General features: G+C 74.0%; 24 protein-coding genes. 12 read left to right on the forward strand and 12 right to left on the reverse strand.

Annotated elements, in window-relative coordinates; translation table 11 throughout:
- The first annotated feature begins 373 nt into the window (after positions 1 to 373).
- Both IF45_RS0121210 and IF45_RS0121215 read left to right on the forward strand, forming a co-directional pair.
- Positions 374 to 2,350 (forward strand): DEAD/DEAH box helicase, encoded by a 1,977-nt coding sequence (locus tag IF45_RS0121210; RefSeq protein WP_234344659.1) that lies wholly within the window; start codon positions 374 to 376, stop codon positions 2,348 to 2,350.
- Positions 2,351 to 2,434: 84 nt separating this feature from the next.
- Entirely contained in the window at positions 2,435 to 3,301 is an 867-nt protein-coding gene (locus IF45_RS0121215) for an alpha/beta fold hydrolase (RefSeq protein WP_030308961.1), read from the forward strand.
- A gap of 18 nt (positions 3,302 to 3,319) precedes the next feature.
- Here IF45_RS0121215 and IF45_RS0121220 read toward each other — a convergent pair whose 3' ends face one another.
- Positions 3,320 to 4,228, reverse strand: coding sequence for an NYN domain-containing protein (locus IF45_RS0121220; protein ID WP_010642479.1), 909 nt, complete (start codon positions 4,226 to 4,228; stop codon positions 3,320 to 3,322).
- A gap of 277 nt (positions 4,229 to 4,505) precedes the next feature.
- On the opposite strand from IF45_RS0121220, the gene IF45_RS33410 reads away from it, so the two are divergent.
- On the forward strand, positions 4,506 to 4,658 hold the full coding sequence (locus IF45_RS33410; RefSeq protein ID WP_003950703.1) for a DUF8834 family protein: 153 nt from the start codon (positions 4,506 to 4,508) through the stop codon (positions 4,656 to 4,658).
- Positions 4,659 to 4,758: 100 nt separating this feature from the next.
- On the opposite strand, the gene IF45_RS0121230 is transcribed toward IF45_RS33410, so the two are convergent.
- Both IF45_RS0121230 and IF45_RS0121235 read right to left on the reverse strand, forming a co-directional pair.
- Positions 4,759 to 5,364, reverse strand: a complete 606-nt coding sequence (locus IF45_RS0121230) for a MarC family protein (RefSeq protein WP_010642482.1) — start codon at positions 5,362 to 5,364, stop codon at positions 4,759 to 4,761.
- Between the two features lie 128 nt (positions 5,365 to 5,492).
- Positions 5,493 to 6,371: a PHP domain-containing protein gene (locus tag IF45_RS0121235; protein WP_003950701.1), complete on the reverse strand. Its 879-nt coding sequence runs from the start codon at positions 6,369 to 6,371 to the stop codon at positions 5,493 to 5,495.
- 225 nt (positions 6,372 to 6,596) lie between these two features.
- Here IF45_RS0121235 and IF45_RS0121240 point away from each other — a divergent pair, with 225 nt between their 5' ends.
- Positions 6,597 to 7,847 (forward strand): MFS transporter, encoded by a 1,251-nt coding sequence (locus IF45_RS0121240; RefSeq protein WP_010642487.1) that lies wholly within the window; start codon positions 6,597 to 6,599, stop codon positions 7,845 to 7,847.
- Positions 7,848 to 7,931: 84 nt separating this feature from the next.
- Here IF45_RS0121240 and IF45_RS0121245 read toward each other — a convergent pair whose 3' ends face one another.
- Entirely contained in the window at positions 7,932 to 8,549 is a 618-nt protein-coding gene (locus IF45_RS0121245; RefSeq protein ID WP_003950699.1) for a suppressor of fused domain protein, read from the reverse strand.
- A gap of 571 nt (positions 8,550 to 9,120) precedes the next feature.
- Here IF45_RS0121245 and IF45_RS0121250 point away from each other — a divergent pair.
- The 3 genes from IF45_RS0121250 to IF45_RS0121260 all read left to right on the forward strand — a co-directional run bounded on the left by IF45_RS0121250 (position 9,121) and on the right by IF45_RS0121260 (position 11,674).
- Entirely contained in the window at positions 9,121 to 10,236 is a 1,116-nt protein-coding gene (locus IF45_RS0121250; protein ID WP_003950698.1) for a magnesium and cobalt transport protein CorA, read from the forward strand.
- Positions 10,237 to 10,307: 71 nt separating this feature from the next.
- Positions 10,308 to 11,126 (forward strand): class I SAM-dependent methyltransferase, encoded by an 819-nt coding sequence (locus IF45_RS0121255; protein WP_030308962.1) that lies wholly within the window; start codon positions 10,308 to 10,310, stop codon positions 11,124 to 11,126.
- Between the two features lie 23 nt (positions 11,127 to 11,149).
- Complete coding sequence (locus tag IF45_RS0121260) at positions 11,150 to 11,674, forward strand: hypothetical protein (RefSeq protein ID WP_003950696.1); 525 nt, start codon at positions 11,150 to 11,152, stop codon at positions 11,672 to 11,674.
- Between the two features lie 13 nt (positions 11,675 to 11,687).
- Here IF45_RS0121260 and IF45_RS0121265 read toward each other — a convergent pair whose 3' ends face one another.
- Positions 11,688 to 12,461, reverse strand: coding sequence for a hypothetical protein (locus IF45_RS0121265; protein WP_003950695.1), 774 nt, complete (start codon positions 12,459 to 12,461; stop codon positions 11,688 to 11,690).
- Positions 12,462 to 12,752: 291 nt separating this feature from the next.
- Here IF45_RS0121265 and IF45_RS0121270 point away from each other — a divergent pair, with 291 nt between their 5' ends.
- The 3 genes from IF45_RS0121270 (at position 12,753) to IF45_RS0121280 (ending at position 15,900) form a co-directional block, all read left to right on the forward strand.
- Positions 12,753 to 14,024 carry a magnesium transporter MgtE N-terminal domain-containing protein gene (locus IF45_RS0121270; protein WP_030308963.1) on the forward strand — a complete coding sequence of 424 codons (1,272 nt, stop codon included), beginning with the start codon at positions 12,753 to 12,755 and terminating at the stop codon, positions 14,022 to 14,024.
- Positions 14,017 to 14,634 carry a DUF1003 domain-containing protein gene (locus IF45_RS0121275; RefSeq protein ID WP_003950693.1) on the forward strand — a complete coding sequence of 206 codons (618 nt, stop codon included), beginning with the start codon at positions 14,017 to 14,019 and terminating at the stop codon, positions 14,632 to 14,634. Before IF45_RS0121270 ends, IF45_RS0121275 begins: the two co-directional genes overlap by 8 nt.
- A gap of 129 nt (positions 14,635 to 14,763) precedes the next feature.
- The gene (locus IF45_RS0121280) at positions 14,764 to 15,900 is read left to right on the forward strand and encodes an Mrp/NBP35 family ATP-binding protein (protein WP_030308964.1); all 1,137 of its coding nucleotides are present in this window, start codon (positions 14,764 to 14,766) and stop codon (positions 15,898 to 15,900) included.
- Between the two features lie 81 nt (positions 15,901 to 15,981).
- On the opposite strand, the gene IF45_RS0121285 is transcribed toward IF45_RS0121280, so the two are convergent.
- The 5 genes from IF45_RS0121285 to sigE all read right to left on the reverse strand — a co-directional run bounded on the left by IF45_RS0121285 (position 15,982) and on the right by sigE (position 21,293).
- The gene (locus IF45_RS0121285; protein WP_008404903.1) at positions 15,982 to 16,725 is read right to left on the reverse strand and encodes a hypothetical protein; all 744 of its coding nucleotides are present in this window, start codon (positions 16,723 to 16,725) and stop codon (positions 15,982 to 15,984) included.
- A gap of 156 nt (positions 16,726 to 16,881) precedes the next feature.
- Complete coding sequence (locus IF45_RS0121290) at positions 16,882 to 17,325, reverse strand: sec-independent translocase (RefSeq protein WP_003950689.1); 444 nt, start codon at positions 17,323 to 17,325, stop codon at positions 16,882 to 16,884.
- 194 nt (positions 17,326 to 17,519) lie between these two features.
- Entirely contained in the window at positions 17,520 to 19,238 is a 1,719-nt protein-coding gene (locus IF45_RS0121295; protein ID WP_008404906.1) for a trypsin-like peptidase domain-containing protein, read from the reverse strand.
- 349 nt (positions 19,239 to 19,587) lie between these two features.
- Positions 19,588 to 20,487, reverse strand: coding sequence for a zf-HC2 domain-containing protein (locus tag IF45_RS0121300; protein WP_008404908.1), 900 nt, complete (start codon positions 20,485 to 20,487; stop codon positions 19,588 to 19,590).
- The gene (sigE, locus tag IF45_RS0121305; RefSeq protein WP_015507139.1) at positions 20,484 to 21,293 is read right to left on the reverse strand and encodes an RNA polymerase sigma factor SigE; all 810 of its coding nucleotides are present in this window, start codon (positions 21,291 to 21,293) and stop codon (positions 20,484 to 20,486) included. The genes IF45_RS0121300 and sigE overlap by 4 nt, the downstream gene beginning before the upstream one ends.
- A 202-nt stretch (positions 21,294 to 21,495) precedes the next feature.
- On the opposite strand from sigE, the gene IF45_RS0121310 reads away from it, so the two are divergent.
- Positions 21,496 to 22,269: an O-methyltransferase gene (locus IF45_RS0121310; protein ID WP_370443958.1), complete on the forward strand. Its 774-nt coding sequence runs from the start codon at positions 21,496 to 21,498 to the stop codon at positions 22,267 to 22,269.
- Positions 22,270 to 22,370: 101 nt separating this feature from the next.
- Here IF45_RS0121310 and IF45_RS32505 read toward each other — a convergent pair whose 3' ends face one another.
- Complete coding sequence (locus tag IF45_RS32505) at positions 22,371 to 22,538, reverse strand: DUF3117 domain-containing protein (RefSeq protein ID WP_003966491.1); 168 nt, start codon at positions 22,536 to 22,538, stop codon at positions 22,371 to 22,373.
- Between the two features lie 342 nt (positions 22,539 to 22,880).
- Here IF45_RS32505 and chcB point away from each other — a divergent pair, with 342 nt between their 5' ends.
- Positions 22,881 to 23,681, forward strand: coding sequence for a 2-cyclohexenylcarbonyl CoA isomerase (gene chcB, locus IF45_RS0121320; protein WP_008408452.1), 801 nt, complete (start codon positions 22,881 to 22,883; stop codon positions 23,679 to 23,681).
- 86 nt (positions 23,682 to 23,767) lie between these two features.
- Here the strand turns inward: chcB and aac(6') are convergent, their stop codons facing one another.
- Entirely contained in the window at positions 23,768 to 24,241 is a 474-nt protein-coding gene (gene aac(6') / locus IF45_RS0121325) for an aminoglycoside 6'-N-acetyltransferase (protein WP_093560236.1), read from the reverse strand.
- Position 24,242 lies beyond the last annotated feature (1 nt).

A 24,242-nucleotide genomic window follows, 5' to 3' on the forward strand; every position in this document is an offset into this window, starting at 1 on the left:
CCCGGGGCCCACGGGAGCGGTCGCGGGCTGTGAGACGGGCTACGTCGTCAATTCGCCCGACACGTATGCGCGAATCCGGGGTACAGTGGTAATGCGCCTGCCGAATATTCGGCGGGCCGTATGAATGAGGATGCCCGGTCGGTGGCCCGATCGGCTCCGACCCGACAGCCCTCCGGCGCCGGACCGCGCGGTGATCAGCACCGACACGCGCGACCGACGTGCGGCGGGACCCTCAGCGGCACGATCGCTCGAGCGTCGGCTGTGGTCCCGTGCCACCCGGCCCGCCCCCTTCAGCGGCGGCGGCCGGCGGTAACGGCACGGTCAAGATCCCCGCGTTCGCCTCGTACCGCGTCTCACAGAAGAGGCCAGCGCCCTGACTACCTTTCGAGAACTCGGAATCCTTTCCGAGACCGCCGAGGCCCTCGAAGCCGTCGGCATCACCAACCCCTTTCCCATCCAGGAGCTGACGCTGCCGGTCGCCCTCTCGGGCACCGACGTCATCGGCCAGGCCAAGACCGGCACGGGCAAGACCCTCGGTTTCGGCCTCCCCCTGCTGGAGCGCGTCACCGTCGCCGCCGACGTCGAGGCGGGCCGGGCCAAGCCCGAGCAGCTCACCACCGCCCCGCAGGCCCTCGTCGTGGTCCCCACCCGCGAGCTGTGCCAGCAGGTCACCAACGACCTGCTCACCGCGGGCAAGGTCCGTGACGTCCGCGTCCTCGCCATATACGGCGGCCGCGCCTACGAGCCCCAGGTGGAGGCGCTCAACAAGGGCGTCGACGTCATCGTCGGCACCCCGGGCCGCCTGCTCGACCTGGCCGGACAGCGCAAGCTCGACCTCGGGCACGTCAAGGCCCTCGTCCTGGACGAGGCCGACGAGATGCTCGACCTCGGCTTCCTGCCGGACGTCGAGCGCATCGTGACGATGCTGCCGGCCAAGCGCCAGACCATGCTGTTCTCGGCGACCATGCCGGGCGCGGTCATCGGCCTCGCCCGCCGGTACATGACGCAGCCCACGCACATCCGCGCCACCTCGCCGGACGACGAGGGCGCCACCGTCGCCAACATCGCCCAGCACGTCTTCCGCGCCCACTCCATGGACAAGCCGGAGCTGGTCTCCCGCATCCTCCAGGCCGAGGGCCGGGGCCTGGCGATGATCTTCTGCCGGACCAAGCGCACCGCCGCCGACATCGCCGAGCAGCTCCAGCGCCGCGGCTTCGCCTCCGGCGCGGTCCACGGCGACCTGGGCCAGGGCGCCCGCGAGCAGGCGCTGCGCGCCTTCCGCAACGGCAAGGTCGACGTCCTGGTCTGCACCGACGTGGCCGCCCGCGGCATCGACGTCGAGGGCGTGACGCACGTCATCAACTACCAGACGCCCGAGGACGAGAAGACCTACCTCCACCGGATCGGCCGCACCGGCCGCGCCGGGCGCGCCGGCATCGCGATCACGCTGGTCGACTGGGACGACATCCCGCGCTGGCAGCTGATCAACAAGGCGCTGGAGCTCACCTTCAACGACCCGGTCGAGACGTACTCCACCTCCCCGCACCTCTACGAGGAGCTGCGCATCCCGGAAGGCACCAAGGGCACCCTGCCCCGCGCCGACCGGACCCGGGCCGGACTGGCCGCCGAGGAGCTCGAGGACCTCGGCGAGACCGGCGGCCGGGGCGCCCGGGGTGGCCGCGCCGACGCGCGTCGCGGCAGGGGCGGCCGGTCCGAGGGGCGCGAGGAGCGCCAGGAGGAGCGGAGCGAGCCGGGCGAGCGTCCGGCCCGCCAGCCGCGCCGCCGCCGCAGGACCCGCTCCGGCGAGGCGCTCGCGGCCACCGGCGCTCCGGCCGTGACCGAGGCCCCGGCCACGGCGGAGGCCCCCGCGAAGGCCGCCCCCGCCAAGGCGGAGGCTCCGGCCAGGGCCGCCGCCCCGGCGAAGGCGAAGGCCAAGGCGTCCGCCCCGGCCAAGGCCGAGGAGGCTGTCGCCGCCTCGGAGACCGCCGAGGCCGCGGCGCGTGCTCCGCGCCGTCGTCGCCGGACCCGTCCGGTGGCCGAGGCCCCGGCGTTCCAGACCGTCGAGACCGCTGCGGCCGAGGCGGCCGCCGAGGCCGCCGCGCCGCGTCGCCGGACCCGCAAGGCCGCCGCCGAGGCGGAGATCCCCGCGCAGGCTCCGGCCGCCGAGCAGGCGGCGGAGAGCGACGAGGCCGCCCCGGCCAAGCCCCGCCGCCGCACCCGCAAGCCCGCCGCCGCCAAGGCCGAGCAGGCACCGGCCGAGCAGGCGGCCGGCGCCGGGGAGTCCGCTCCCCGCGCCCCCCGCCGCCGCACCCGCAAGGCGGCCTCCGCCGCTCCTGCGGACGCCGAGTAACCGGCGGACACGACCGGCCCGACGGCCCGGCTCCCTTCCGGGGGGCCGGGCCGTCGGCATGCGGGGGCGCGCTAGCCTGCGGGCATGAGTAAGCCGCCCACCTTCGTCCCGCCCGCCTGTGCCCGTGCCGAGAGGCTCGTGACGGAGCGCGGGGAGTTCGCCGTACTCGACGCGCGTCCCGCCGGGGCGGTGCGGGGGACGGCCCTGCTGGTGCCCGGGTACACCGGGAGCAAGGAGGACTTCATCGCGCTGCTGGAACCGCTGGCCGCGGCGGGGTTCCGGGTGGTCGCGGTGGACGGCCGGGGGCAGTACGAGACGCCGGGCCCGGCGGACGAGGCGGCGTACGCCCGCCCCGAGCTGGCGGCGGACGTGCTGGCGCAGGCGGCGGCGGTGCGCGGGACGGGGCGGGTGCATCTGCTGGGGCATTCGCTGGGCGGGCAGATCGCGCGGGCGGCGGTGCTGCGGGACGCGGAGCCGTTCCGCTCGCTCACCCTGCTGTCGTCCGGGCCCGCCGAGGTCTCCGGGGAGCAGCAGCAGCGGATCGAGCTGCTGACGGCGGCGATGGCCGCGATGAACATGGGCCAGGTCTGGGACGCGATACAGGCGATGGCCACCCCGGAGGAGCTGGCCGAGCCCGACGAGGACGGGGCGCGGGCCGAGGCCGCCCTGCGGGCGCGCTGGCTCCTGCACTCCCCGGCCCAGCTGACGGCGACCGGCCGCCAGCTGCGCACCGAACCGGACCTGGTGGCGGAGCTGGCCGCGTGCGGCCTCCCCACCCAGGTGGTCTCGGGCGAGCGGGACGACACCTGGCCGGTGGAGCTGATGGACGACATGGCCCGGCGGCTGGAGGCGGACCGGGTGGTGATCCCGGGCGCCGAGCACTCCCCCAACACCGACAACCCGGCGGACACCGCACGCGCCCTGGCCGGGTTCTGGAGCGCTCACGCGTAGGAGCCGTACGGCTCTCGCTCAGTACTGGGTGCGCAGGTGCTCCCAGAAGCCGTCGCGCAGGGCGCGGCGCAGGTCGGACTGGCCGCGCAGGGAGTAGGCGAGCTGGCGTTCGGCCTCGACGAGGAGGGCCTGGTCGTCGGGGGCCGGCAGGTAGGGGTGGCCCGGGAGCAGGTCGATCAGGGCGGTGCGGCCGCGTTCGGCGAGCCACTGGGCGGCGATGCGGGCGCCGGTGAAGCGCACGTCGTCACGGGTGGGGCGGGGGGCGCCGGTGGCGTCGTACGAGGGGGTGGTGGCGCGGCGCGTCAGGTACGGCTGGAAGAAGGCGAGGTCGAGGGTGCGCTGGGTGTCGACCTCCCACAGGAGCGGGTCGGCCTGGTTGCGGCCCTCGGGGGCCTCGATGCCCCAGAGGTGGACGCGGGCGCCGTGGCCCTGGGCGGACTCGACGGCGGAGACCAGGTCCTCGTCGCCGCCGATGAGGACGGCGTCGCTGATGGCGCGGTGGCGGGCGAGGGATTCGAGGTCGCCGCGGATGAGGGAGTCGACGCCCTTCTGCTGGTTGTTGGCGTTGAGGTTGCCGAGGCGGACCTTGACGTCGGGGAGGGCGGCGATGGCGAGCTGCTCGGCGGTGTGGATGCGGCGGCGGGCGCCGTCGTACCAGTAGACGCGGAGCAGGCGGCTGTCGGCGAAGATCTGGCGGGCGCGGTCGATGAGGGCGTCGATGAGGCCCTCGGCGTCGAGGTCGAAGGCGCCGCGCTCCTCGGTGCCGGTGACCAGGCGTCCGGCGGCGGCGTAGAGGTAGCCGGCGTCGACGAAGACGGCGTGGGTGGAGGGGGTCTTCGCCACCTCCGCCAGCATGCGTTCCAGCAGTTCGTTGGTGCGGTCGATGCGGGCGTGGAGCGCGGTCAGGTCATCGTCGTCGTTGAGCACCGGTCCATTGTCGCGGGCGGGGGCGGGGGCTGGGTTCCGGAGCACGATGGATACGCGTCAGTAATTAGATACGCGAAAGTTTTCGTTAGCGTAGGGAATGTTCTCGGGCTCCGGAGACGTTGAACCCTTCGGAGCGCCGCCCAGCGAGTGCGGCGCTCCCCCGCAACTCACTCTTGACCGTCCGGCAATGCCGAAGCACCGGAACGGGGCAAGACTGATGTCTCGCACCACGCGTTCCCCGGCACCCCGGCCGGAGGACCGACGAAGGGAGAAGCATTTGCGCTTCGAGATCATGCGACTCGACGACGTCGACGGCGCGGCGCTGGAAAGCACCGTGGTGGACGCCGACTCCGTGAACCGGATCGTGCAGCAGGCCGCCGCGATCGGCCAGCGCCTCTACATCCGCCCGGCCGACACCTCCGCCTCGTAACACCGCACGAAGCCCCGCCCGGCTTGGGCGGGCACACAGACGCGGAAGCCTCCGCACCGGAATCCCCGGTGCGGAGGCTTTCGCGTGTGCGGGGTGGAGGTCAGGTGCCCTGGACGACCTGGGTGACGCCGTTGATGATCTGCTGCACGGCGAGGGCGGAGAGCATCATGCCCGCCAGCCGGGTCACCAGGACGACGCCGCCGTCCTTGATGACGCGGATGATCAGCAGGGAGTACCGCATCGTCAGCCAGAGCACCACGTGCATGGCGACGATGGCGGCCCAGACCGAGACCTGCGCGGAGGCGCCGTCGGCGTCCTGGACGGCGAGGATCACCGAGACGATGGCGCCGGGACCGGCCAGCAGCGGCATGCCGAGGGGGACGAGGGCGACGTTGACGTCCTTGGTCTGCTGCGGCTCCTCGGTCTTGCCGGTGAGCAGGTCGAGCGCGATGAGCAGCAGCAGGAGACCGCCGGCGATCATCAGCGCCGGTACGGAGACGTGCAGGTAGGCGAGGATCTGGTGGCCCAGCACGCCGAAGACGGCGATGACGCCGAAGGCGACGCAGACGGCCTGGAAGGCCATCTTCCGCTGGACCTTGGCGGGGCGGCCGGCGGTCAGCGCCAGGAAGATCGGCATGATCCCCGGCGGGTCCATGATCACGAAGAGGGTGACGAAGAGGGAGGCGAATACGGCGACGTCGAACACGGTGGGGCCTTGACTTGCTCAGGGGCGGGCACGGCGGCACGGTGAGGCCGCCGCGGGTCCGCGAGGGGTACGGAGGGAGGGGGCGCCCGAGGCGCGGGGAAGGACGGGACGGCCGGGCGGCCGGCCGGTCAGGCGCGCGGGCGTCCGCCGGCGCCGGGGACCGGGAAGGCCCCCGTGGCCCGGCGGGTGATCTCGCCGTAGATCTCGGGGTCGGTGGTGTGGGCGCCGAGGGCGATGTCCTTGCGGGTGCCGTGGTAGTCGCTGGAGCCGGTGACGAGCAGGCCGAGCTCGGCCGCGAGGGCGCGGACCCGGGCGCGGTCGGCAGGGCCGTGCTCGGCGTGGTCGGCCTCGACGCCGTCGAGCCCGGCCTCGGCGAGACGGGCGACGGCCTCCTCGGGCACCACGTGGCCGCGCTTGGCGGCGCGCGGGTGGGCGAGGACGGTGACGCCGCCGGCGGCCTTGACCAGGCGGACCGCCTCGAAGGGGTCCAGCTCGTGCTTGGGGGCGTACGCCCGGCCGCCGTCGGCCAGCCACTCCTCGGTGAAGGCGTCGGAGACCGAGGCGACCACGCCCAGCTCCACCAGCGCCTCGGCGAGGTGGGGGCGCCCGACCGAGCCGTCCCCGGCGATCCGGGCGACCTGCTCCCAGGTCACGTCGACGCCGAGGGCGCGGAGCTTGTCGACCATGGCGCGGGCGCGCGGCACCCGGTCGTCGCGGACCAGTTCGCGCTGGCGCAGCAGTTCCGGCTCGTCCGGGTCGAAGAGGTAGGCCAGCATGTGCACGCCCATGGGGCCGTCGGGCCCGGTGAGGCGGCAGGAGAGTTCGGCGCCCGGGACGAGGGTGAGCCCCTCGGGGAGCGCGGCCGCCGCCTCGGCGTGGCCGCGGGTGGTGTCGTGGTCGGTGAGCGCGACGACGTCCAGGCCCTGCGCGGCGGCGGCGCGTACCAGCGCGGCGGGGGTGTCCGTGCCGTCCGACGCCGTGGAGTGGGTGTGCAGGTCGATGCGCACGACGCGGTACTCCAGACGTGGGGGGGGCGGACTCTTCTGCGGGCCGCGCGTACGGGCCCGTAGAAGAGGATAACGGGACGCGCCGGGCAAGCCGACACGCCGAGGGGCGGGGGACGGGGGCGGGGACGACTGGTGCGTCACATCCAGATAGATGTAGCTTGCACTAATTAGCTTGGCTAACTTATCGTGGACGTACCTCACCCCCCAGGCAGAAGGAGCGGAACCATGCGGAGCGAGACCGCGGAGCCGGATCCCCTCACCCACGGCGCCGGGCGCCCCTCGCTGCTGCGGCAGCCCATGGCCGTCTGGGCCACGGCCGGCGCCTCGGTCGTCGCCTTCATGGGGATCGGCCTCGTCGACCCGATCCTCCCCTCGATCGCGCAGGGCCTGGACGCCAGCGCCTCCCAGGTCTCCCTGCTCTTCACCTCGTACTTCCTGATCACCGCCGTGGCGATGCTGGTCACCGGGTTCGTCTCCAGCCGGATAGGCGGGCGCAAGACGCTGCTGCTCGGTCTCGCCCTGGTGGTGGTCTTCGCGGCGCTCTCCGGGACCTCGGACTCGGTCGGCGAACTGGTCGGCTTCCGGGCCGGCTGGGGCCTGGGCAACGCCCTCTTCGTCTCGACCTCGCTCGCCGTGATCGTCGGCGCCGCGGCCGGCGGCAGCGCCGCGGCGATCCTGCTCTACGAGTCGGCGCTCGGCCTCGGCATGGCCTGCGGCCCGCTGCTCGGTGCCGTCCTCGGTGACGCCAGCTGGCGGTACCCGTTCTTCGGCACGGCCGCGCTGATGGCCATCGGCTTCCTCGCCATCACCGCCCTGCTCAAGGAGCAGCCGAAGCCCGCCCGGAAGACGACTCTGCTCGACCCCGTCAAGGCGCTCGGCCACGGCGGCCTCGCCTCGGTCGCGGCCTCGGCCTTCTTCTACAACTACACGTTCTTCACGGTGCTGGCCTTCACCCCGTTCGTGCTGAACATGACCCCGTACAAGTCCGGCGCCGTCTTCTTCGCCTGGGGCCTGCTGCTCGCCGTCTTCTCGGTGCTGGTCGCCCCGCGCCTCCAGCGGCGGTTCGGCTCGCTGAAGGTGCTCGGCGGCTCGCTGCTGCTGCTCGCGGTGGACGTTCTGGTGCTCGGCTACGGCAACCACACCGTCGCCATCGTCTGCACCGTCCTCGCCGGTGCCTTCATCGGCGTCAACAACACCGTCTACACCGAGCTGGCGCTGGGCGTCTCGGACGCGCCCCGGCCGGTGGCGAGCGCCGGGTACAACTTCGTGCGCTGGTTCGCGGCGGCGGCCGCCCCGTTCTTCGCCCCGAAGATCGAGGAGTGGACCAACCTGCACATCCCGTTCGTGGTCGCGGCCGTCACCGCGGTTCTCGGCGCGGGCGTGGTCTGGGTCCGCCGCCGCGCCCTGGCCGAGGAGGCCGCCGAGGAGGAGCCGCGCCACGCCGTGGAGGACGGGGTCGCCGTCTTCGCCGAGTGAATGCCGCACCGTGGCCACAGCACGGCGGGCCGTCCTCCCTGGGGGGTGGACGGCCCGCCGCCTGTGTACGGACCGGGGCCCGGGTCAGTCCAGCGGCACCGAGGCGCGGTGCGGGTCGCGCAGGTCGGTCTCATGGGTGAGCCAGCGCTCCTGGAGGGCCTGGGCGCCGTGCACCCGCTTCCAGGCGGCCTCGTTGGGCGTCATCGGCAGCAGCGGCAGGAAGCGGACCGGCTCCATCGGGTCGTCCAGCTCCAGGTCCTCCACCAGCCCGCCCGGCTCGGCGACCAGTACGGAGCTGAAGGGCGCCCCGGGCCAGAGCGGCTCACCGACGTCCAGCGAGGCGCCCGGGGCCACGATCACCCCTTCCACCTGCGGGGAGGCGGCCAGGACGGCGAGCGGGCGGAGCACCTTGTCCGTGTCGGCGACCCCGGCGGCCACGGTCAGCACCAGCTCGGCGCGGGGGCCCTTGACCGGGTCGGCCAGGGTGGCCGTGGGGTCGGCCATCGGCTGGGCGGACATGCCGAGGGTGGCGTACCGCACCAGGGGCCGGTCGGCCGCGGCGGCGGGTCCGGGGGCACCCGCGTCGAGGAAGCGCAGCACCTCGACGCGGTCGGTGCCGAGGAAGGTGATCGCGGCGCGGGCGTCGGGTTCGCCGAGCGCGCTGCGCAGCCGGGCCTCGACCAGCGGGAGTACATCAGCCATGCCGTGACCCTAACCGGCGCCCTCGCGCGGCTCCGGGGCGGGCGCGGGGGCGAGGGCCGGCGGTACGGCCGGGTGGCGCAACCGCGGGCGTGAGGCGGGCCACAGCGGGTGAACTGCCGCGTATGGAACAGGCAAAGTGGGGTCTTGACACACCGGGCTGCTGCTAGTCTGGGCCGCCGGTCAGGCCAGCGCGCCGAGCGCGCTTTCTCGCCCGACATCGTCATCCCTCAAGGGGGACCGGCCGGAGGAGGTGGGGCTGTCATGGATCGAAGTCGACCGTGCAGTACGACCCGCCCTTCCCTCCGGCGGCAACGTCGCCGCCGCTAGCCGCTCTCCGCGGAACCGAAGCTGAACTACCCGGGCCCGGCCCGGCGAAACCTCTCGGTCTTCCCTCCGCGCGGCTCGACGGAAGGGCTCCAGGCACCACGCCCCATCCCCGTTCAGCCGCGTTGGCCGCCAGCATGCCGGTGCGGTGCTCCCCGCTTTGCGGATGAGCCGGCCGCCCTGGTCCGGACGTCCCCATTCCGGGTAGTTCCACCCGGCGGCGGCCCCGTCGCAAGGAGTCCGCCCCATGTCGATGATCCGTGACCTGCGTGCCGCCGTCCGGCCCTCGCTGCGCAAGGCCAGCCCCTCCGGCGCCGCCTACGACACCACCCGTTCCGCCTCCGCCCACTCCGCCGTGGTGGACTGCGCCGTCTACCGGGACGGCCGCCGCCTCGTCCACGAGGAGCCGCTCACGCCGCACGAGGCGATGCTGCGGGTCCGCCGTGGCGGCGGCTTCGCCTGGATCGGCCTGCACGAGCCGACCGAGGAGGAATTCGCCGGGATCGCCGCCGAGTTCGGGCTGCACCCGCTCGCCGTGGAGGACGCCGTCCACGCCCACCAGCGGCCGAAGCTGGAGCGGTACGACGACACCCTGTTCACCGTCTTCAAGACCATCCACTACGTCGACCACGCCGAACTCACCGCCACCAGCGAGGTGGTGGAGACCGGCGAGGTCATGTGCTTCACCGGCCGGGACTTCTTCATCACCGTCCGGCACGGCGGCCAGGGCTCGCTGCGGGCGCTCCGCCGCCGTCTCCAGGAGGACCCCGAGCTGCTGGCGAAGGGCCCCTCGGCGGTGCTGCACGCCATAGCGGACCACATCGTCGACGGCTACCTCGCGGTGGCCGACGCGATGCAGGACGACATCGACGAGGTGGAGACGGAGGTCTTCACCGCGCCGGGCAAGGGCACCTCGCGGGGCGTCGACGCGGGGCGCATCTACCAGCTCAAGCGGGAGGTGCTGGAGTTCAAGCGGGCGGTGGCACCGCTGTCGCGCCCCCTCCAGCTGCTCAGCGAGCGCCCGATGCGGCTGATCGACCCGGACATCCAGAAGTACTTCCGCGACGTCGCCGACCACCTGACGCGGGTCCAGGAGCACGTCCTCGGCTTCGACGAGCTGCTCAACTCGATCCTCCAGGCCAACCTGGCGCAGGCCACTCTCGCCCAGAACTCGGACATGCGGAAGATCACCTCCTGGGCGGCGATCATCGCCGTCCCCACGATGATCTGCGGCGTCTACGGCATGAACTTCGAGTACATGCCGGAAGTGGAGTGGAAGTTCGGCTATCCGCTGGTGCTCGGCGTGATCTTCGGCACCTGTATCGCCATCCACCGCACGCTGAAGCGGAACGGCTGGCTCTGAGCACCAGGGTGCCGGGTCCCGGACCGGGGAAAACGGTGGTCCGGGACCCGGGTCGCGGCCATGATGGCCTGATGCCGCACAGCTCTTCCGACACCCCCGCCCCCCGCTCCCCCGGCTCCGCCCCGGAGGCCGGCTTCGACGCGCTGGTGGCCGAGGCCGAGGCGGCCCCGGTCGACGGCTGGGACTTCTCCTGGTTCGAGGGGCGGGCCACCGAGGAACGCCCCTCCTGGGGGTACCAGCGGCTGCTGGCCGGTCGGCTCGCCGACCCCGCCGTCCGCGCCGCCCTCGACCTCCAGACCGGCGGCGGCGAGGTGCTCGCGGGGGCGGGCCCGTACCCGCCGGCGATGGCCGCCACCGAGTCCTGGCCGCCGAACCTGGTCCGCGCCACCCGGCTCCTCCAGCCGCGCGGCGTGGTCGTCGTCGCCGGTCCCGAGGAGCCGCCGCTGCCCTTCGCCGACGGCGCCTTCGACCTGGTCACCAGCCGCCACCCGGCGACCGTGTGGTGGCCGGAGATCGCCCGGGTGCTGGCGCCCGGCGGCACCTACTTCGCCCAGCACGTCGGCCCGGAGACCGTCTTCGAGCTGAGCGAGTTCTTCCTCGGCCCGCTCGGCGGCGAGGTCCGCAGGCTGCGCCATCCCGAGGCCGAACGGGCCCAGGCGGAGGAGGCGGGGCTGGAGATGACCCACCAGCGCACCGAGCGGCTGCGGATGGAGTTCCACGACATCGGCGCCGTCGTCCACTTCCTGCGCAAGGTGGTGTGGACGGTGCCGGGCTTCACCGTCGAGGCGTACCGCGACAAGCTGCGCGAGCTGCACGGGCGGATCACCGCCGAGGGCCCCTTCGTCGCCCACTCCACCCGCACCCTGGTCGAGGCCCGCCGTCCGGCCTGAACGGCTGCCTCTACGCTGAGCCCATGACGCAGACGACGCTGCTGGAGCGGGCCCTCATCGAGGAGGCCACCAAGAAGTCGGGGCTCATCTGGGTCCAGGGCGGCCCGAGGGCGGCCCGGCCGGTGTGGCACGTGTGGCTGGACGGCGCGGCGGTGCTGGTCGGCGACGGCCCGGGCGAGCAGCCGCTGCCGGAGCTGACCGACGGCGGCCAGGCGTCGGTGACGGTCCGCAGCAAGGACAAGGGCGGGCGCCTGCTGACCTGGCGGGCCGCGGTGTCCGAGGTGGCGCCGGGGACCGAGGCGTGGGAGGCGGCCGTCGCCGAACTGAAGGGCAAGCGGCTCAACGCCCCCGACAGCGAGCACCTGACCGAACGCTGGGCCGGGGGCTGCCGCGTCGTCCGCCTCACCCCGACCGGGACCGTCGAGCCGCTGCCCGACTCCAGCCTCGCCGAGCCGCCCGCCGCGACCCCGGCGACCACCCGCGAGCCGGTCCCGGCGGCCCTTCCCAAGCTGCTGTTCGGGCGGGGGCGGCGCAAGGGGCGCAAGTGAGGCGCCCGCCCGGTCAGTCGCTGGGCAGTTCGCGGCCGTAGTCGACCATCTCGTCCTCGGCCGGGGCCTTGAGGGTGAACTTCTCGTTCCAGTCGCGCATCCGCAGCTCGCCCGCGTCCCCGGCCCGTGTGAGGCGCAGCGGGTACGCGGTGCCCTCCAGGGAGACGTCGAGGGTGCCGCCCGCCCCGCCGTCGCCGGAGACGGCGATGGTGCGGGTCCCTCCGACGCTGCCCCGGTCGCCGGTGGCGACCTTGCCGTGCAGGGTGAGCAGTCCTTCGAGGAGGACGTCCTTGTCGGTGAAGGTGGTGAGCTGCTTGTAGGCGGGATCGCCCTCGGGGACCTTCACGAACATGCCGTCCAGCTTGTCGGCGGCCTCGCTGTCGGCCTCGGTGGACTTGCCGTCGCCCTTGTCGTGGGTCCAGAAGTCGGCCCGGGCCTTGAGGAAGAGCTGCTCGCCCACCCGCATCAGCTGGAACTCGCCGTTCTTCGACGTGACCTTGCCGAGCCCACCGTCCTCCTTCAGCTGCATGTCGAGCTTGAAGGTCTCGCCCTCGCTGATCAGCGAGCCGGTGAGGCGGACGGTGGCGGAGGCCCCGGCGGCCTTCTTGGCCTTGGCGTGGATCTGGGCGGCGGAGAGCTTGCCCACGCCGTTGGTGCCCTCGTCGGGGTCGGGCGAGGAGCAGCCGGTGAGCGCGGTGATCCCGGCGACCAGCCCCGCACAGAGGGCCGTCGTACGCGGCGCGGCCTTGCGGGCACGGCCCAGAGGGTGGCTCCCCGGGGAAATCACAGTCACGTCGGTCGCTGCCTCTCGTCGGGGGGCGTCGTGGTGGCCGCACGCGGGGCGGGCCGGCCGGCTGCCGTACGCGGCAGTACGGCAGCGTACCCGGGGTCACAGCCGCCGTCCGGAGGTCCCCCTTCCGCGGCCGGGAGGAGCGCTCCGCGCCTCGCGCCCGTCGGGCCGTACGGACCTCGGGGCCGGGCGGCGGGGCCCCGGACGGGCTAGCCTGATTCCGTTGCCGATCTTGGGGAACGCGCAACAGGTCATACATCTGTCCCCGAGGAGGAGGTGGCGCGGCCCATGGCGGGAGGCACTCCGAGGATCTTCGTCTCGCACCTGTCCGGTGTCGCCGTCTTCGACCCCAACGGCGACCAGGTCGGCCGGGTGCGGGACCTGGTGGCGATGTTGCGGGTGGGGCGCAGGCCCCCGCGGCTGCTGGGTCTCGTGGTGGAGGTGGCGACGCGCCGCCACATCTTCCTGCCCATCACCCGCGTCACCGGCATCGAGTCCGGCCAGGTCATCACCACCGGCGTGCTCAACGTCCGGCGGTTCGAGCAGCGGCCCACCGAGCGGCTGGTCATCGGTGAGCTGCTGGACCGGCGGGTGCGGCTGCTGGAAACCGACGAGGAGGCCACCGTCCTCGACGTGTCGATCCGTCAGCTCCCGGCCCGCCGCGACTGGGAGATCGACCGGGTCTTCGTCCGCAAGGGACGCGGCGGCGCGCTGCGGCGGCGCGGGGAGACGCTGACCGTCGAGTGGTCGGCGGTCACCGGGTTCTCGCTGGAGGAGGAGGGCCAGGGCGCGGAGAGCCTGCTGGCCACCTTCGAGCAGCTGCGCCCGGCCGACCTCGCCAACGTCCTGCACCACCTCTCCCCCAAGCGCCGGGCGGAGGTGGCGGCGGCGCTCCAGGACGACCGGCTCGCCGACGTGCTGGAGGAGCTGCCGGAGGACGACCAGATCGAGATCCTCGGCAAGCTCAAGGAGGAGCGGGCCGCCGACGTCCTGGAGGCGATGGACCCGGACGACGCGGCCGACCTGCTGGCGGAGCTGCCGGAGGAGGAGAAGGAGCGGCTGCTCACCCTGATGCAGCCGGGCGACGCCGCCGACGTGCGGCGGCTGATGGCGTACGAGGAGCGGACGGCGGGCGGGCTGATGACCACCGAGCCGGTGGTGGTGCGGCCCGACTCGACGGTCGCGGACGCGCTGGCCCGGGTGCGCAACCCCGACCTCTCCCCGGCGCTGGCCGCGCAGGTCTACGTCTGCCGGCCGCCCGACCAGACCCCGACCGGCAAGTACCTGGGCACGGTGCACTTCCAGCGGCTGCTGCGCGACCCGCCGTACACGCTGGTCAGCGCGATGCTCGACGACGACCTCCAGCCGCTGTCGCCGGAGACGCCGCTGCGCGCGGTGGCCGGGTTCTTCGCGACGTACGACATCGTGGCGGCGGCCGTGGTCGACGAGAGCGGGTCGCTGCTGGGCGCGGTGACGGTCGACGACGTCCTGGACCACCTGCTGCCGGACGACTGGCGCGAGACGGAGTTCCTGCTGTCGGGGGAGGAGAACGATGAGTGAGCGGGGGAAGGAGACGCGCGAGGACCGGGAGGCGCGCGAGAGCCGCGAGCGCGAGCGCCGGGTGAACGAGTCGGCGCGTCCCCGCATCCGCCTCGACGTGCCGCGCGCCCCGCGCCGCCGGGTGCTCCCGGAGTACGACCCGGACGCCTTCGGGCGGCTCTCGGAGCGGATCGCGCGGTTCCTCGGGACGGGCCGGTTCATCGTCTGGATGACGGTCATCATCATCATGTGGGTGGTGTGGAACGTCACCGTCCCCGACTCCCTGCGCTTCGACGAGTACCCGTTCATCTTCCTGACCCTGGCCCTCTCCCTCCAGGCGTCGTACGCGGCCCCGCTGATCCTGCTGGCGCAGAACCGGCAGGACGACCGCGACAAGGTCAACCTGGAGCAGGACCGCAAGCAGAACGAGCGGTCGATCGCGGACACGGAGTTCCTCAGCCGCGAGGTGGCCGCGCTGCGGCAGAACCTCGGCGAGGTGGCGACCCGCGACTGGATCCGCTCCGAGCTCCAGGACCTGCTGCGCGAGCTGGACGAGCGGGGCCGGCCGGTGGAGGAGGGTGCCGGGCGCGGGGAGCACCGGCCCGGCGAGGGCGGCCCCGACCGGGGCTGATACGGCGTGACCAATCAGACAGCGGACCACCCCCGCCCCTACTGACCAGTAGCATCGCGCTCCCGCACCCGCCCCGGCCCCTCCCCCGCCCTTCCGGAAAGCCTGGACGGCCCCCGTACTATCGGGGGTATGGCAGCTACGGAAGACGCGGTGCGCGAGGCACTGGCGACAGTGGACGACCCCGAGATCCATCGGCCGATCACCGAACTCGGCATGGTCAAATCGGTGGAGATCGGCCCGGACGGAGCGGTCGCCGTCACGGTGTACCTCACCATCTCCGGCTGCCCCATGCGCGAGACCATCACCCAGCGGGTGACCGACGCGGTGCAGGCCGTCGAGGGGGTCACCTCCGTCGAGGTCAGCCTCGACGTGATGAGCGACGAGCAGCGCCGCGAGCTGGCGAACGCCCTGCGCGGCGGCACCGCCGAGCGCGAAGTGCCCTTCGCCAAGCCCGGCTCGCTCACCCGGGTCTACGCGGTCGCCTCCGGCAAGGGCGGCGTCGGCAAGTCCTCGGTGACGGTCAACCTGGCCGCCGCGATGGCCGCCGACGGCCTCAAGGTCGGCGTGGTCGACGCGGACATCTACGGCCACAGCGTGCCCCGGATGCTCGGCGTGGACGGCCGCCCGACCCAGGTCGAGGACATGATCATGCCGCCGTCGGCCAACGGCGTGAAGGTCATCTCGATCGGCATGTTCACCCCGGGCAACGCCCCCGTGGTGTGGCGCGGCCCGATGCTCCACCGCGCGCTCCAGCAGTTCCTCGCGGACGTCTTCTGGGGCGACCTCGACGTCCTCCTGCTCGACCTGCCGCCCGGCACCGGCGACATCGCCATCTCCGTGGCCCAGCTGGTGCCCAACGCCGAGATCCTGGTGGTGACCACCCCGCAGCAGGCCGCCGCCGAGGTCGCCGAGCGGGCCGGCTCGATCGCCGTGCAGACCCACCAGAAGATCGTCGGCGTGGTCGAGAACATGTCGGGGCTGCCCTGCCCGCACTGCGACGAGATGGTCGACGTCTTCGGCACCGGCGGCGGCCAGGTCGTCGCCGACGGCCTGACCCGCACCACCGGCGCCACCGTGCCGGTCCTCGGCTCCATCCCGATCGACGTGCGGCTGCGCGAGGGCGGCGACGACGGGCGCCCGGTGGTCCTCACCGACCCCGAGTCCCCCGCCGGCAGCGCGCTGCGCTCCATCGCCGGGAAGCTGGGCGGCCGTCAGCGCGGCCTCTCGGGCCTTTCGCTGGGAATCACCCCGCGCAACAAGTTCTGACCGCGCACCGCTCGGACCACCGGGGCGCCTTCCCACCGGGGAGGCGCCCTGTCCCGTACTCCGGGGAGCACGGGCCCGGCGTCACCCCTGGTCGGCGTAGGCCGCCACGTCCTTGACGACGGCGAAGCCGAGGCCGTACGCGCTGAGCCCGCGCCCGTAGGCGCCGAGGTGGACGCCGCCCGGGGTGGAGCCGGCCAGGACCCAGCCGAACTCCGACTCGCGGTAGTGGAAGGGCGTGGAGACGCCGTCGACCGGGAGCATCAGCGTCGACCAGGCGGGGCCCTGGAGGTCGTCGGCGAGTGCCCAGGCCGTCTCGGTCTGCTGCTCCAGCCAGTCGTCGCGCAGGGTGTGGTCCATCTGCGCGGGCCAGGTCACGGCGAGCAGGCCCTGCCCGGCCAGCCAGGCCGCCGACGCCTCGGAGGTGGCCTCCAGGACGCCGGTGCCGTCGGCGGTGCGGCGGACGGGGCTGTCGCCGACCGTCACCACCACGGCGAACCGCTCGCGGGGGCCGTCGGCGTCGCCGAGGTCGGCCCGGACCACCGGCTCGTCGCCGTGGCCGAGCGAGCCGTGCTGGACGGTGCCGTCGGCGTCCTGCCCGATGTGGTGGAGCCGGCGCGGCCCGGTGTACGCCTCGTCCAGCGCGTACCAGGGGAACGGAGCGGCCAGGAAGCCGTCGAGCGCGACCCGGCGCCGGGGGCGCGCCGGAGCGGGCCGTTCCTCCTCGGGTGCGGCTCCGCCGCCCGCCTCGTCGGGGGCCGTGGCCTCCTCGTCGGGGCCCTCCAGGACCGTCGCCGACTCGCTCTGGGACTTATCCGTGGTCTCCATCTTGCGGCCCTTCCTCGCTCTCGCCCGTCCGGAGCGGCCCGCCCCCCTCGGGCGTCCTCGGTCCGGACAACAACACAGGGAGAATAGCCACCCCGCTCCGGGGACACGGGATTGAAGGGTCCGCGCGGGCGCCGGGTTGGTCCGGACGCCAGGCGATCAGGTGGCGTCGATGTCGAAGGGCGGGCGCTCGCCGGCCGCCACGGGAGCGCTCTTCTCGGGGCGCTTGGTGAGGTCCACGGGGCCGTCCGCGGCGGGTCCGGCGACCGACTCGGCCTCCTCGCGGCCGTTGACCGCGTCGGCGACGTCGCCCATCTCCTTGCGGAGGTCGAAGCTGTCGCGGATGTCCTTCAGCCCGAGGTCGTCGTTCTCCAGCTGCTTGCGGATGAAGGTCTTCGGGTTGAGGTCCTCGAACTCGAAGTCCTTGAACTCGGGGCCGAGTTCCTCGCGGATGTCACGCTTGGCGCTGTCGGAGAAGTCGCGGATCTTGCGGATGAAGCCGGCGACGTCCTGGATGACCTTGGGGAGCTTGTCGGGGCCGAAGATGAGTACGGCGAGCACGACGATCGTCAGGACTTCGAGTAGACCAATGTCGTTGAACACCTAGCAGCTCCTTGCGGCGGTCCGCGGCCCCACGGCGGGACATCACTCGACCGGGGCCCGCTCCACGTTACCCGGCCCGCCCCGGCGGGCGGTACCGTACCGCCCCACCCGCCTCACCGTGCACCCGGCGTTCGCCCCCGCGCCGCCCGCGGTACGCCCCCGGGCGGCGGTGGCCCCGCCGGTGTCACGGCAGCTCAGGAGGGGTCCGAGGAGCCCAGTTCGAGGGTGACCCGGCGGCTTTCGCCGTCCCGCTCCACCGTGAGGGCGAGGCGGTCGCCCGGCCGGTGCGAGCGGATCTTGATGATCAGCTCCTCGCCGGAGGCGACCGGGACGCCGTCGACCTCGGTGATCACGTCACCGGCGGCGATGTCCGTCCGGTCGGCCGGGCCGCCCGGGGTGACGGCCGGGCCTCCCCCGGCCGCCTCGCCGCCGACCTTGGCGCCCTCGCCCTCGTACCCCATGTCGAGGGTCACCCCGATCACCGGGTGGGTGGCCCGGCCGTGGTTGATCAGTTCCTCGGCGACCCGCTTGGCCTGGTTGACGGGGATGGCGAAGCCGAGGCCGACGCTGCCGGCCGAGTCGTCCTGGCGGGCGGGGCCGCCGGCGGCGTGGATGGCGCTGTTGATGCCGATGACGCGGGCGCGCTCGTCGACGAGGGGGCCGCCGGAGTTGCCCGGGTTGATGGGGGCGTCGGTCTGGAGGGCGTCGACGTAGCTGATGTCGGTGCCGTCGCCCTTCTCGCCGCCTGCCGTGATGGGGCGCTCCTTGGCGCTGATGATGCCGGAGGTGACGGTGTTGGCCAGGTCGAAGGGGGCGCCGATGGCCACCACCGGGTCGCCGACCCGGACGTCGTCGGAGTCGCCGAGCGGCAGCGGGGTCAGCCCCGAGACGCCGGAGACCTTCACCACGGCCAGGTCGTACCCCGGGTCTCCGCCGACCAGGCGGGCCCGGGCGGTCTCGCCGCCGTTGAAGGTGACTCTTATCGACCCGCCGTCCGAGGCGGACTCCACCACGTGCTGGTTGGTGAGGATGTGGCCCCGCCCGTCCAGCACGAAGCCGGTGCCGAGGGCCCCGCCGTCGCCGCCGCTGACGTGGAGCGTGACGACGCCGGGCAGGGTCCGCGCGGCGATCCCCGCGACGCTGTCCGGGGCGCGCTCACCGGCCTGGCCGGACGTCTGCTCCAGCTCGACCGTCCCGAGTCCGCCGTGCCGCTCCAGCCGCATCCCGACGTACCCGCCGACGGCCCCCGCGACCAGCGCCAGCACCAGCGCCGCCCCGACCAGCCGCCCCCGCCCGGCCCGCCGCTCCCGGCGCCGCTCCCCGGGCCCGCCGCCGGACTCCGCGACCAGCGCCCCCGGCGCCGCCCACGGGTCGTAACGCCCCCACTCCCCGCCCTGCGCCGGCCCCGCCTCGGGCACGGGCGGTACGGGCGTGCCGTGGGCCGGCGTGCCGGGCGGCAGGTAGGTGCCGTGCGCCGGGGTCGGGACGGGGCGCTGGACCGGCGGGGCGGGGGCCCAGGGCCCCGGTTCGCCGTAGGGCGGGGTGCTGTACGGGTCGGGGGCGTGCAGCGGGCGGGGGCGTTCGGCCGGGGCCTGCTGCTGGGCCGGGACGACGGCGTCCGGGGCGCCGCCGGCACGCGGGGCCGGGACGGTCGCGGGCGGCTCGGTGGCCGGGGGGACTGCTGCTTCCTCCGCCTGCCCGGGGACGGTGGGCGCGGCGACCTCCACGGGCTCGGCGGGGTCCGCCTTGGTCAGCCCGACCGGCCGGGGAGGCGTCGTGGTGTCGGTTCCGGGGGACGTGGAGGCGTCGGGAGCCGTCGCGGAACCGCCGGGCTGTGCCGCCGTCCCGTGGGAGTCCCCGGTCGCGTCGGGCACGGTCCCGTCGGGCGTTCCGGTGGGCTTCGCCTTGTCCATGGTCTCCCCGCAGCCTGATGACGGGCCGGGTGTGCGGCGGACGCACAACGCCTTGCTCCGTCGGATCGAGTGCCGGGCCCGCCCTCGCCCTCGGGGCGTCCGGGCGCGGGCCCTCAGGGAATTCAACCAGGTTCTCGAAGGGGCCGTGGCGGGCTCCGCCCCGGGGGTGCCGACGAAGTCCGGTGCGGGCTCCGGGCCGGGCGGTTCGCCCGCTCCGCGGCCACGCGGCCGCCCGCTCCGGGATCGACACCGCCGTCGGCGAGGCGCGCAGAGCCGGCTCAGCTCTCAGCGCCCCGCAGGGACGGGGAGGAGGCCCGCTGGGCCTCCTCCACCGGGCCCCGGCCGCCCGTCAGGGCGCGGCGGAGAGCCCGGAGACCCCGGGGAGACCGGCCGACGGGGCGGCGGCGATCCCGGAGCGGGCGGCGTCCTGGGGTGCGGCGAGCGGCAGGGGGACCGATCGCGGGGGCCACGGCGCGGGTTTGCCGGGCGCCTTGAGGAGCGCGGCCGAGTACGGGTACGGCTCCAGCTCCTCCAGGAGCGGGGGCGTGCCCGGGTGGCGCGGGGCGGCGTCGCCGACCTGCTCGCGCGGGCCGGAGCGGGTCTCGCCCTGCGCGGCGAAGGCCGGCGGGGAGCCGCCCCGGCGGCTGCGGGAGTCGGGGGCGGCCTGGCCGGTGCCTGCCTGGGTGCGCAGCGGCGTGACGTTGCTCTTGCCGCCGCCCGCGCGCTCCGTGGTGTCGACCGGGGTGCCCGCGGCGACCCCGCCGAGCGCCAGCGCGGCCAGCGAGACGGCACCGGCGGCGGCGAAGGCGAACCGGCGCCCCCGGGAGGCGGAGCGCTCGGCCTCGGCGCGCCCGAGGTCGTGGATGCGGAAGCCCGAGCGCGGCTCGTCGGGGCCGGCCGGTGTGACAGGGGCGTACCGGAAGGGGCCCGGGGCCATGCCGAAGTCGGCGGAGCTGCCGAAGGGCGGCCCGGCACCGAAGCCCGAGCCGGAACCGGTGGGCCCCTCGGGGCCGGCCGCCGGAAGGCCCTGGAGGCGGGCGAGGAAGCTCTCGCTGGGGGGCGGGGGCGCCGCCGTGGCGAAGACCGACTTCAGGCGGCGCTGCGCGTCGGCCTCGGCCTTGCACTTGCAGCAGGTCGCCAGGTGGGACAGGACCCGCTCGCGGGCCTCGTGCCCCAGCTCGCCGTCGACCAGTGCGGCGAGGCGGTCCCCCAGGTGCTGTTCGACGGGTGTCGGACGTGAACCGCTCACGTGGACGCGCCTCCTCCTCCCAGCAGCGGAGCCACCGCCCCGGCCAGGGAGCGGCGCTCGGCGCGGGCCTCGGGCGAACGGTGCTTGAGCGCCTTGCGCAGCTGCGAACGGCCCCGGTGGATACGGCTGCGGACCGTGCCGAGCTTCACGCCGAGGGTCGCGGCGATCTCCTCGTACGACAGGCCCTCGATGTCGCAGAGGACGACGGCGGCGCGGAACTCGGGCGCGAGGGTGTCCAGCGCCTGCTGCACGTCCGCGTCGAAGTGGGTGTCCTGGAAGACCTGCTGGGGCGAGGGCTCGCGGCTGGGCAGCCGCTCGGCGGCGTCCTCGGCGAGGGCGTCGAAGCGGATGCGCTGCTTGCGGCGCACCATGTCCAGGAAGAGGTTGGTGGTGATGCGGTGCAGCCAGCCCTCGAAGGTGCCGGGCGTGTACGTCGACAGCGAGCGGAAGACGCGGACGAAGACCTCCTGGGTGAGGTCCTCGGCGTCGTGCTGGTTGCCCGTGAGGCGGTAGGCGAGGCGGTAGACGCGACCACTGTGGTTGCTGACGATCTCCTCCCAGCTGGGCGGGGTCCACGTCGGCGAGTCCGCGTCGGCGGCGAAGGTCGCGGTCTGCACGGATTCGGCGGCGGGCGCACCTCCCTGGGCCGGCGTACGGCGGCGCGGAAGGCTTCGGTCAGCGGTGTCGGTCACGGATTTCGGCTCGCCGGCCGACCTGAGAAGACGTCTGAGTACACCTCCCCGGTCACCGGCCGCAGCCGCACCTCCCCTGTCGGCTCTGGTGGTGTCCAGTGGAGCCCCTACCATAGCCACCCCTGCCGTTAGCTCGGGATAAGAGTTTTTACCAGGAATTGGCGTGGGACCCGGGAAGGTGCCCGAGGCGGCCGCGAGGGGCCGCCCGCCGGCCGGACCGGCTCCGGCGCCGGGCACGAACACGCTGGTCACGGCCGCGCCGGGCGTCGTGTGCGCCGGGCGGCGGGCCGTCGTCACCGCCTCCGCAACCACCGTCATGGGCCGCTCCTCGTCGCCGTCCGCCGGGGCGCCTGGCGCGCCCCGCTCTCTGCCCTCCCCAACGCCCGGTCCCATCTGCGGGTTCCCGGCCCCAACGGATACAGTCACCGCCAGGCAACTTTGGGGACAGGAGAGGGCCATTACCGGCAACCGGCAGACGGGCTGGACGTTCGCCGACGCCTTCGTAGCCGAGGACGAGCCGCTCCTGTGGGCCCGGGACCAGGCACACGCGGCGGGGCTGCGGCCGGTGTCCCCCGCCACCGGCGCCGTGCTGCGGATGCTCTCCGCGACGGTCGACGCCAAAGCGGTGGCGGAGATCGGCACCGGCACCGGGGTCTCCGGCATCCACCTGCTCAGCGGGATGCGCCCGGACGGGGTCCTCACCACCGTCGACACCGAGCCGGAGTGCCAGCAGTTCGCCCGGGAGGCGTTCCGCGCGGCCGGCTTCGCCGCCAACCGGGCCCGTTTCATCCCCGGCCGCGCCCTGGACGTCCTGCCCCGCCTCGCCGACGGCGGGTACGACCTGGTGTTCTGCGACGGGGACCGGACGGAGGGGCTGGAGTACCTCGCTGAATCGTTGCGCCTGCTGCGCCCCGGGGGCCTCGTCTGCTTCGAGGGGGTGCTGGCCGACGGCCGGACGGTGGAGTCGGGGCCGCAGCCGGTCGAGGTGGTGCGGCTGCGCGAGCTGGTCCGTGAGGTGCGGGAGAGCCCGGCGCTGATCCCCTCGCTGGTGCCGGTCGGGGACGGCCTGCTCTGCGGCGTCAAGCGCTGAGGAGACCCCGTCAAGGCGGCGGACCGGACCCCGGGCACGACGCCGCCCCCGGTACCGCGTACGGTGCCGGGGGCGGCGTCACAGGTTCATCGCTATGTGTGTCAGCCGACGACCTTCTTGAGGGCATCGCCCAATGCGTCCGCCTCGTCCGGGGTCAGCTCGACCACGAGTCGCCCGCCACCTTCGAGCGGAACCCGCATGACGATGCCCCGCCCCTCCTTGGTCACCTCGAGCGGGCCGTCACCCGTCCGCGGCTTCATGGCCGCCATGCTCGTTCCCCTTCCTGAAACCAGCTCGTCGCAGCCGGCGGCCCCATGACAGGCGCTGTGTCACCGGCATCGAACACATTGCTTCCCGGCCATTATCCCGCATCCCCGGACCCGATGACCAACATCGGTCGGCATCGCTTGCGCAACGCGCTTGAGCAAAACCACCCAATTCGGCGATGCGGCTGCGATACTGCGCCGCCGCATACACCCTGGCGGCACGTTTTTCTTTGACGCAGGTCACACACCCCCGCGCCGCACCGGCCCGGCCGCCCTGGGGGATGCTTGGCCGGGGCCCCGGTGCCGCGCCGGGCCACGGACGCACAACTTGTGAGGAGCAGGCTCATGGCCGACGCCGTGCTGTACGAGGTCAGTGACGGACTCGCGACGATCACGCTGAACCGACCCGAGGCCATGAACGCGCTCAACACCGAGGCCAAGGTCGCCCTGCGCGAGGCGCTGCTGGCCGCCGAGGCCGACGACGCGGTGCGCGCCGTGCTGCTGACCGCCAACGGGCGGGCGTTCTGCGTGGGCCAGGACCTCAAGGAGCACGTCGGCAACCTCATGTCGGACAAGGAGTCCGGCACCGAGCTGACCATGACCACGGTCCGGGAGCACTACAACCCGATCACGCTGGCGATCACCCGGATGCGCAAGCCGGTCGTGGCCGCCGTCAACGGTGCCGCCGCCGGGGCCGGTTTCGGCTTCGCGCTCGCCGCCGACTACCGGATCGCCGCGGACACCGCCAAGTTCAACACCTCGTTCGCCGGGGTGGCGCTCTCCTCCGACTCGGGCCTGTCCTGGACGCTGCCCCGGGTGGTCGGCACCACCCGCGCCACGGAGCTGCTCTTCTTCCCGCAGAACATCACCGCCGAGCGCGCCCTGGAGCTGGGCATCCTGCACCGCGTGGTCCCCGCCGACGAGCTGGCCGCCACCGCGCTGGAGCTGGCCCGGCGCCTGGCGGCCGGGCCGACGGTGGCGCTCTCCGCGATCAAGGAGGCGGTGGCCTTCGGCGCCGGGCACACCCTGGAGGAGTCCCTGGCGAAGGAGGACGAGCTGCAGACCCGCGCCGGGACCTCCGAGGACCACGTCATCGCGGTCCGCGCCTTCCTCGCCAAGGAGGAGCCGCAGTACCTGGGCCGCTGACCCGGGCCGCTCCGGCACGACGGACACCTACGGCCGCCCTTCCCGGAAGCGGAGGGGCGGCCGTCCATGTCACCCGGGCCCGTCCCTCAGGTCAGTTCGGCCGCCAGCAGGTCCATGAGCAGGCCGTCCTCCCACTCCCCAGTGCGGTGGTTGCGCCAGTAGGCGCGCATGATCCCGACCGGGGCGAAGCCGACCTTGCGGTAGCTGCGCACGGCGTACGTGTTGGCGGCGGCCGGGTCGATGACCAGGCGGTGGTGGCCGCGCTCGGCGATCAGCCAGCGGGCCAAGGTGCGGACGGCGTCGGGGCCCAGGCCCTGCCCGTGCCACCGGGCCGACAGGAAGAGGTCGATGCCGGCGTGGCGGAACTCCGGGTCGGTCTCCTCGCTGAACTGGATCGCGCCGATCACCTCGCCGTCCACGACGACGGCGAGCATCCGTTCGTACCCCTCGGGCGGCGGCCACCACAGCGCGACCTCCGGCTCGCGGACGATCCGGTCGAGCGCGGCGGTGTCGGCGGGGGTGGTGGAGCGGAGCAGGACCCGCTCGCCGCGCAGCTCCAGG

This window comes from Streptomyces albidoflavus (assembly GCF_000719955.1).
GTDB lineage: Bacteria > Actinomycetota > Actinomycetes > Streptomycetales > Streptomycetaceae > Streptomyces > Streptomyces albidoflavus.

Excerpts from the sequence above, each read along its gene's own strand:
- IF45_RS0121215 (WP_030308961.1), top strand. The coding sequence starts at position 2,435 with ATGAGTAAGCCGCCCACCTTCGTCCCGCCCGCCTGTGCCCGTGCCGAG.
- IF45_RS0121240 (WP_010642487.1), top strand. The coding sequence starts at position 6,597 with ATGCGGAGCGAGACCGCGGAGCCGGATCCCCTCACCCACGGCGCCGGG.
- IF45_RS0121245 (WP_003950699.1), bottom strand. The coding sequence starts at position 8,549 with ATGGCTGATGTACTCCCGCTGGTCGAGGCCCGGCTGCGCAGCGCGCTC.
- IF45_RS0121250 (WP_003950698.1), top strand. The coding sequence starts at position 9,121 with ATGTCGATGATCCGTGACCTGCGTGCCGCCGTCCGGCCCTCGCTGCGC.
- IF45_RS0121255 (WP_030308962.1), top strand. The coding sequence starts at position 10,308 with ATGCCGCACAGCTCTTCCGACACCCCCGCCCCCCGCTCCCCCGGCTCC.
- IF45_RS0121260 (WP_003950696.1), top strand. The coding sequence starts at position 11,150 with ATGACGCAGACGACGCTGCTGGAGCGGGCCCTCATCGAGGAGGCCACC.
- IF45_RS0121270 (WP_030308963.1), top strand. The coding sequence starts at position 12,753 with ATGGCGGGAGGCACTCCGAGGATCTTCGTCTCGCACCTGTCCGGTGTC.
- IF45_RS0121275 (WP_003950693.1), top strand. The coding sequence starts at position 14,017 with ATGAGTGAGCGGGGGAAGGAGACGCGCGAGGACCGGGAGGCGCGCGAG.
- IF45_RS0121280 (WP_030308964.1), top strand. The coding sequence starts at position 14,764 with ATGGCAGCTACGGAAGACGCGGTGCGCGAGGCACTGGCGACAGTGGAC.
- IF45_RS0121285 (WP_008404903.1), bottom strand. The coding sequence starts at position 16,725 with ATGGAGACCACGGATAAGTCCCAGAGCGAGTCGGCGACGGTCCTGGAG.
- IF45_RS0121295 (WP_008404906.1), bottom strand. The coding sequence starts at position 19,238 with ATGGACAAGGCGAAGCCCACCGGAACGCCCGACGGGACCGTGCCCGAC.
- sigE (WP_015507139.1), bottom strand. The coding sequence starts at position 21,293 with ATGGTAGGGGCTCCACTGGACACCACCAGAGCCGACAGGGGAGGTGCG.
- IF45_RS0121310 (WP_370443958.1), top strand. The coding sequence starts at position 21,496 with ATGGGCCGCTCCTCGTCGCCGTCCGCCGGGGCGCCTGGCGCGCCCCGC.
- IF45_RS32505 (WP_003966491.1), bottom strand. The coding sequence starts at position 22,538 with ATGGCGGCCATGAAGCCGCGGACGGGTGACGGCCCGCTCGAGGTGACC.
- chcB (WP_008408452.1), top strand. The coding sequence starts at position 22,881 with ATGGCCGACGCCGTGCTGTACGAGGTCAGTGACGGACTCGCGACGATC.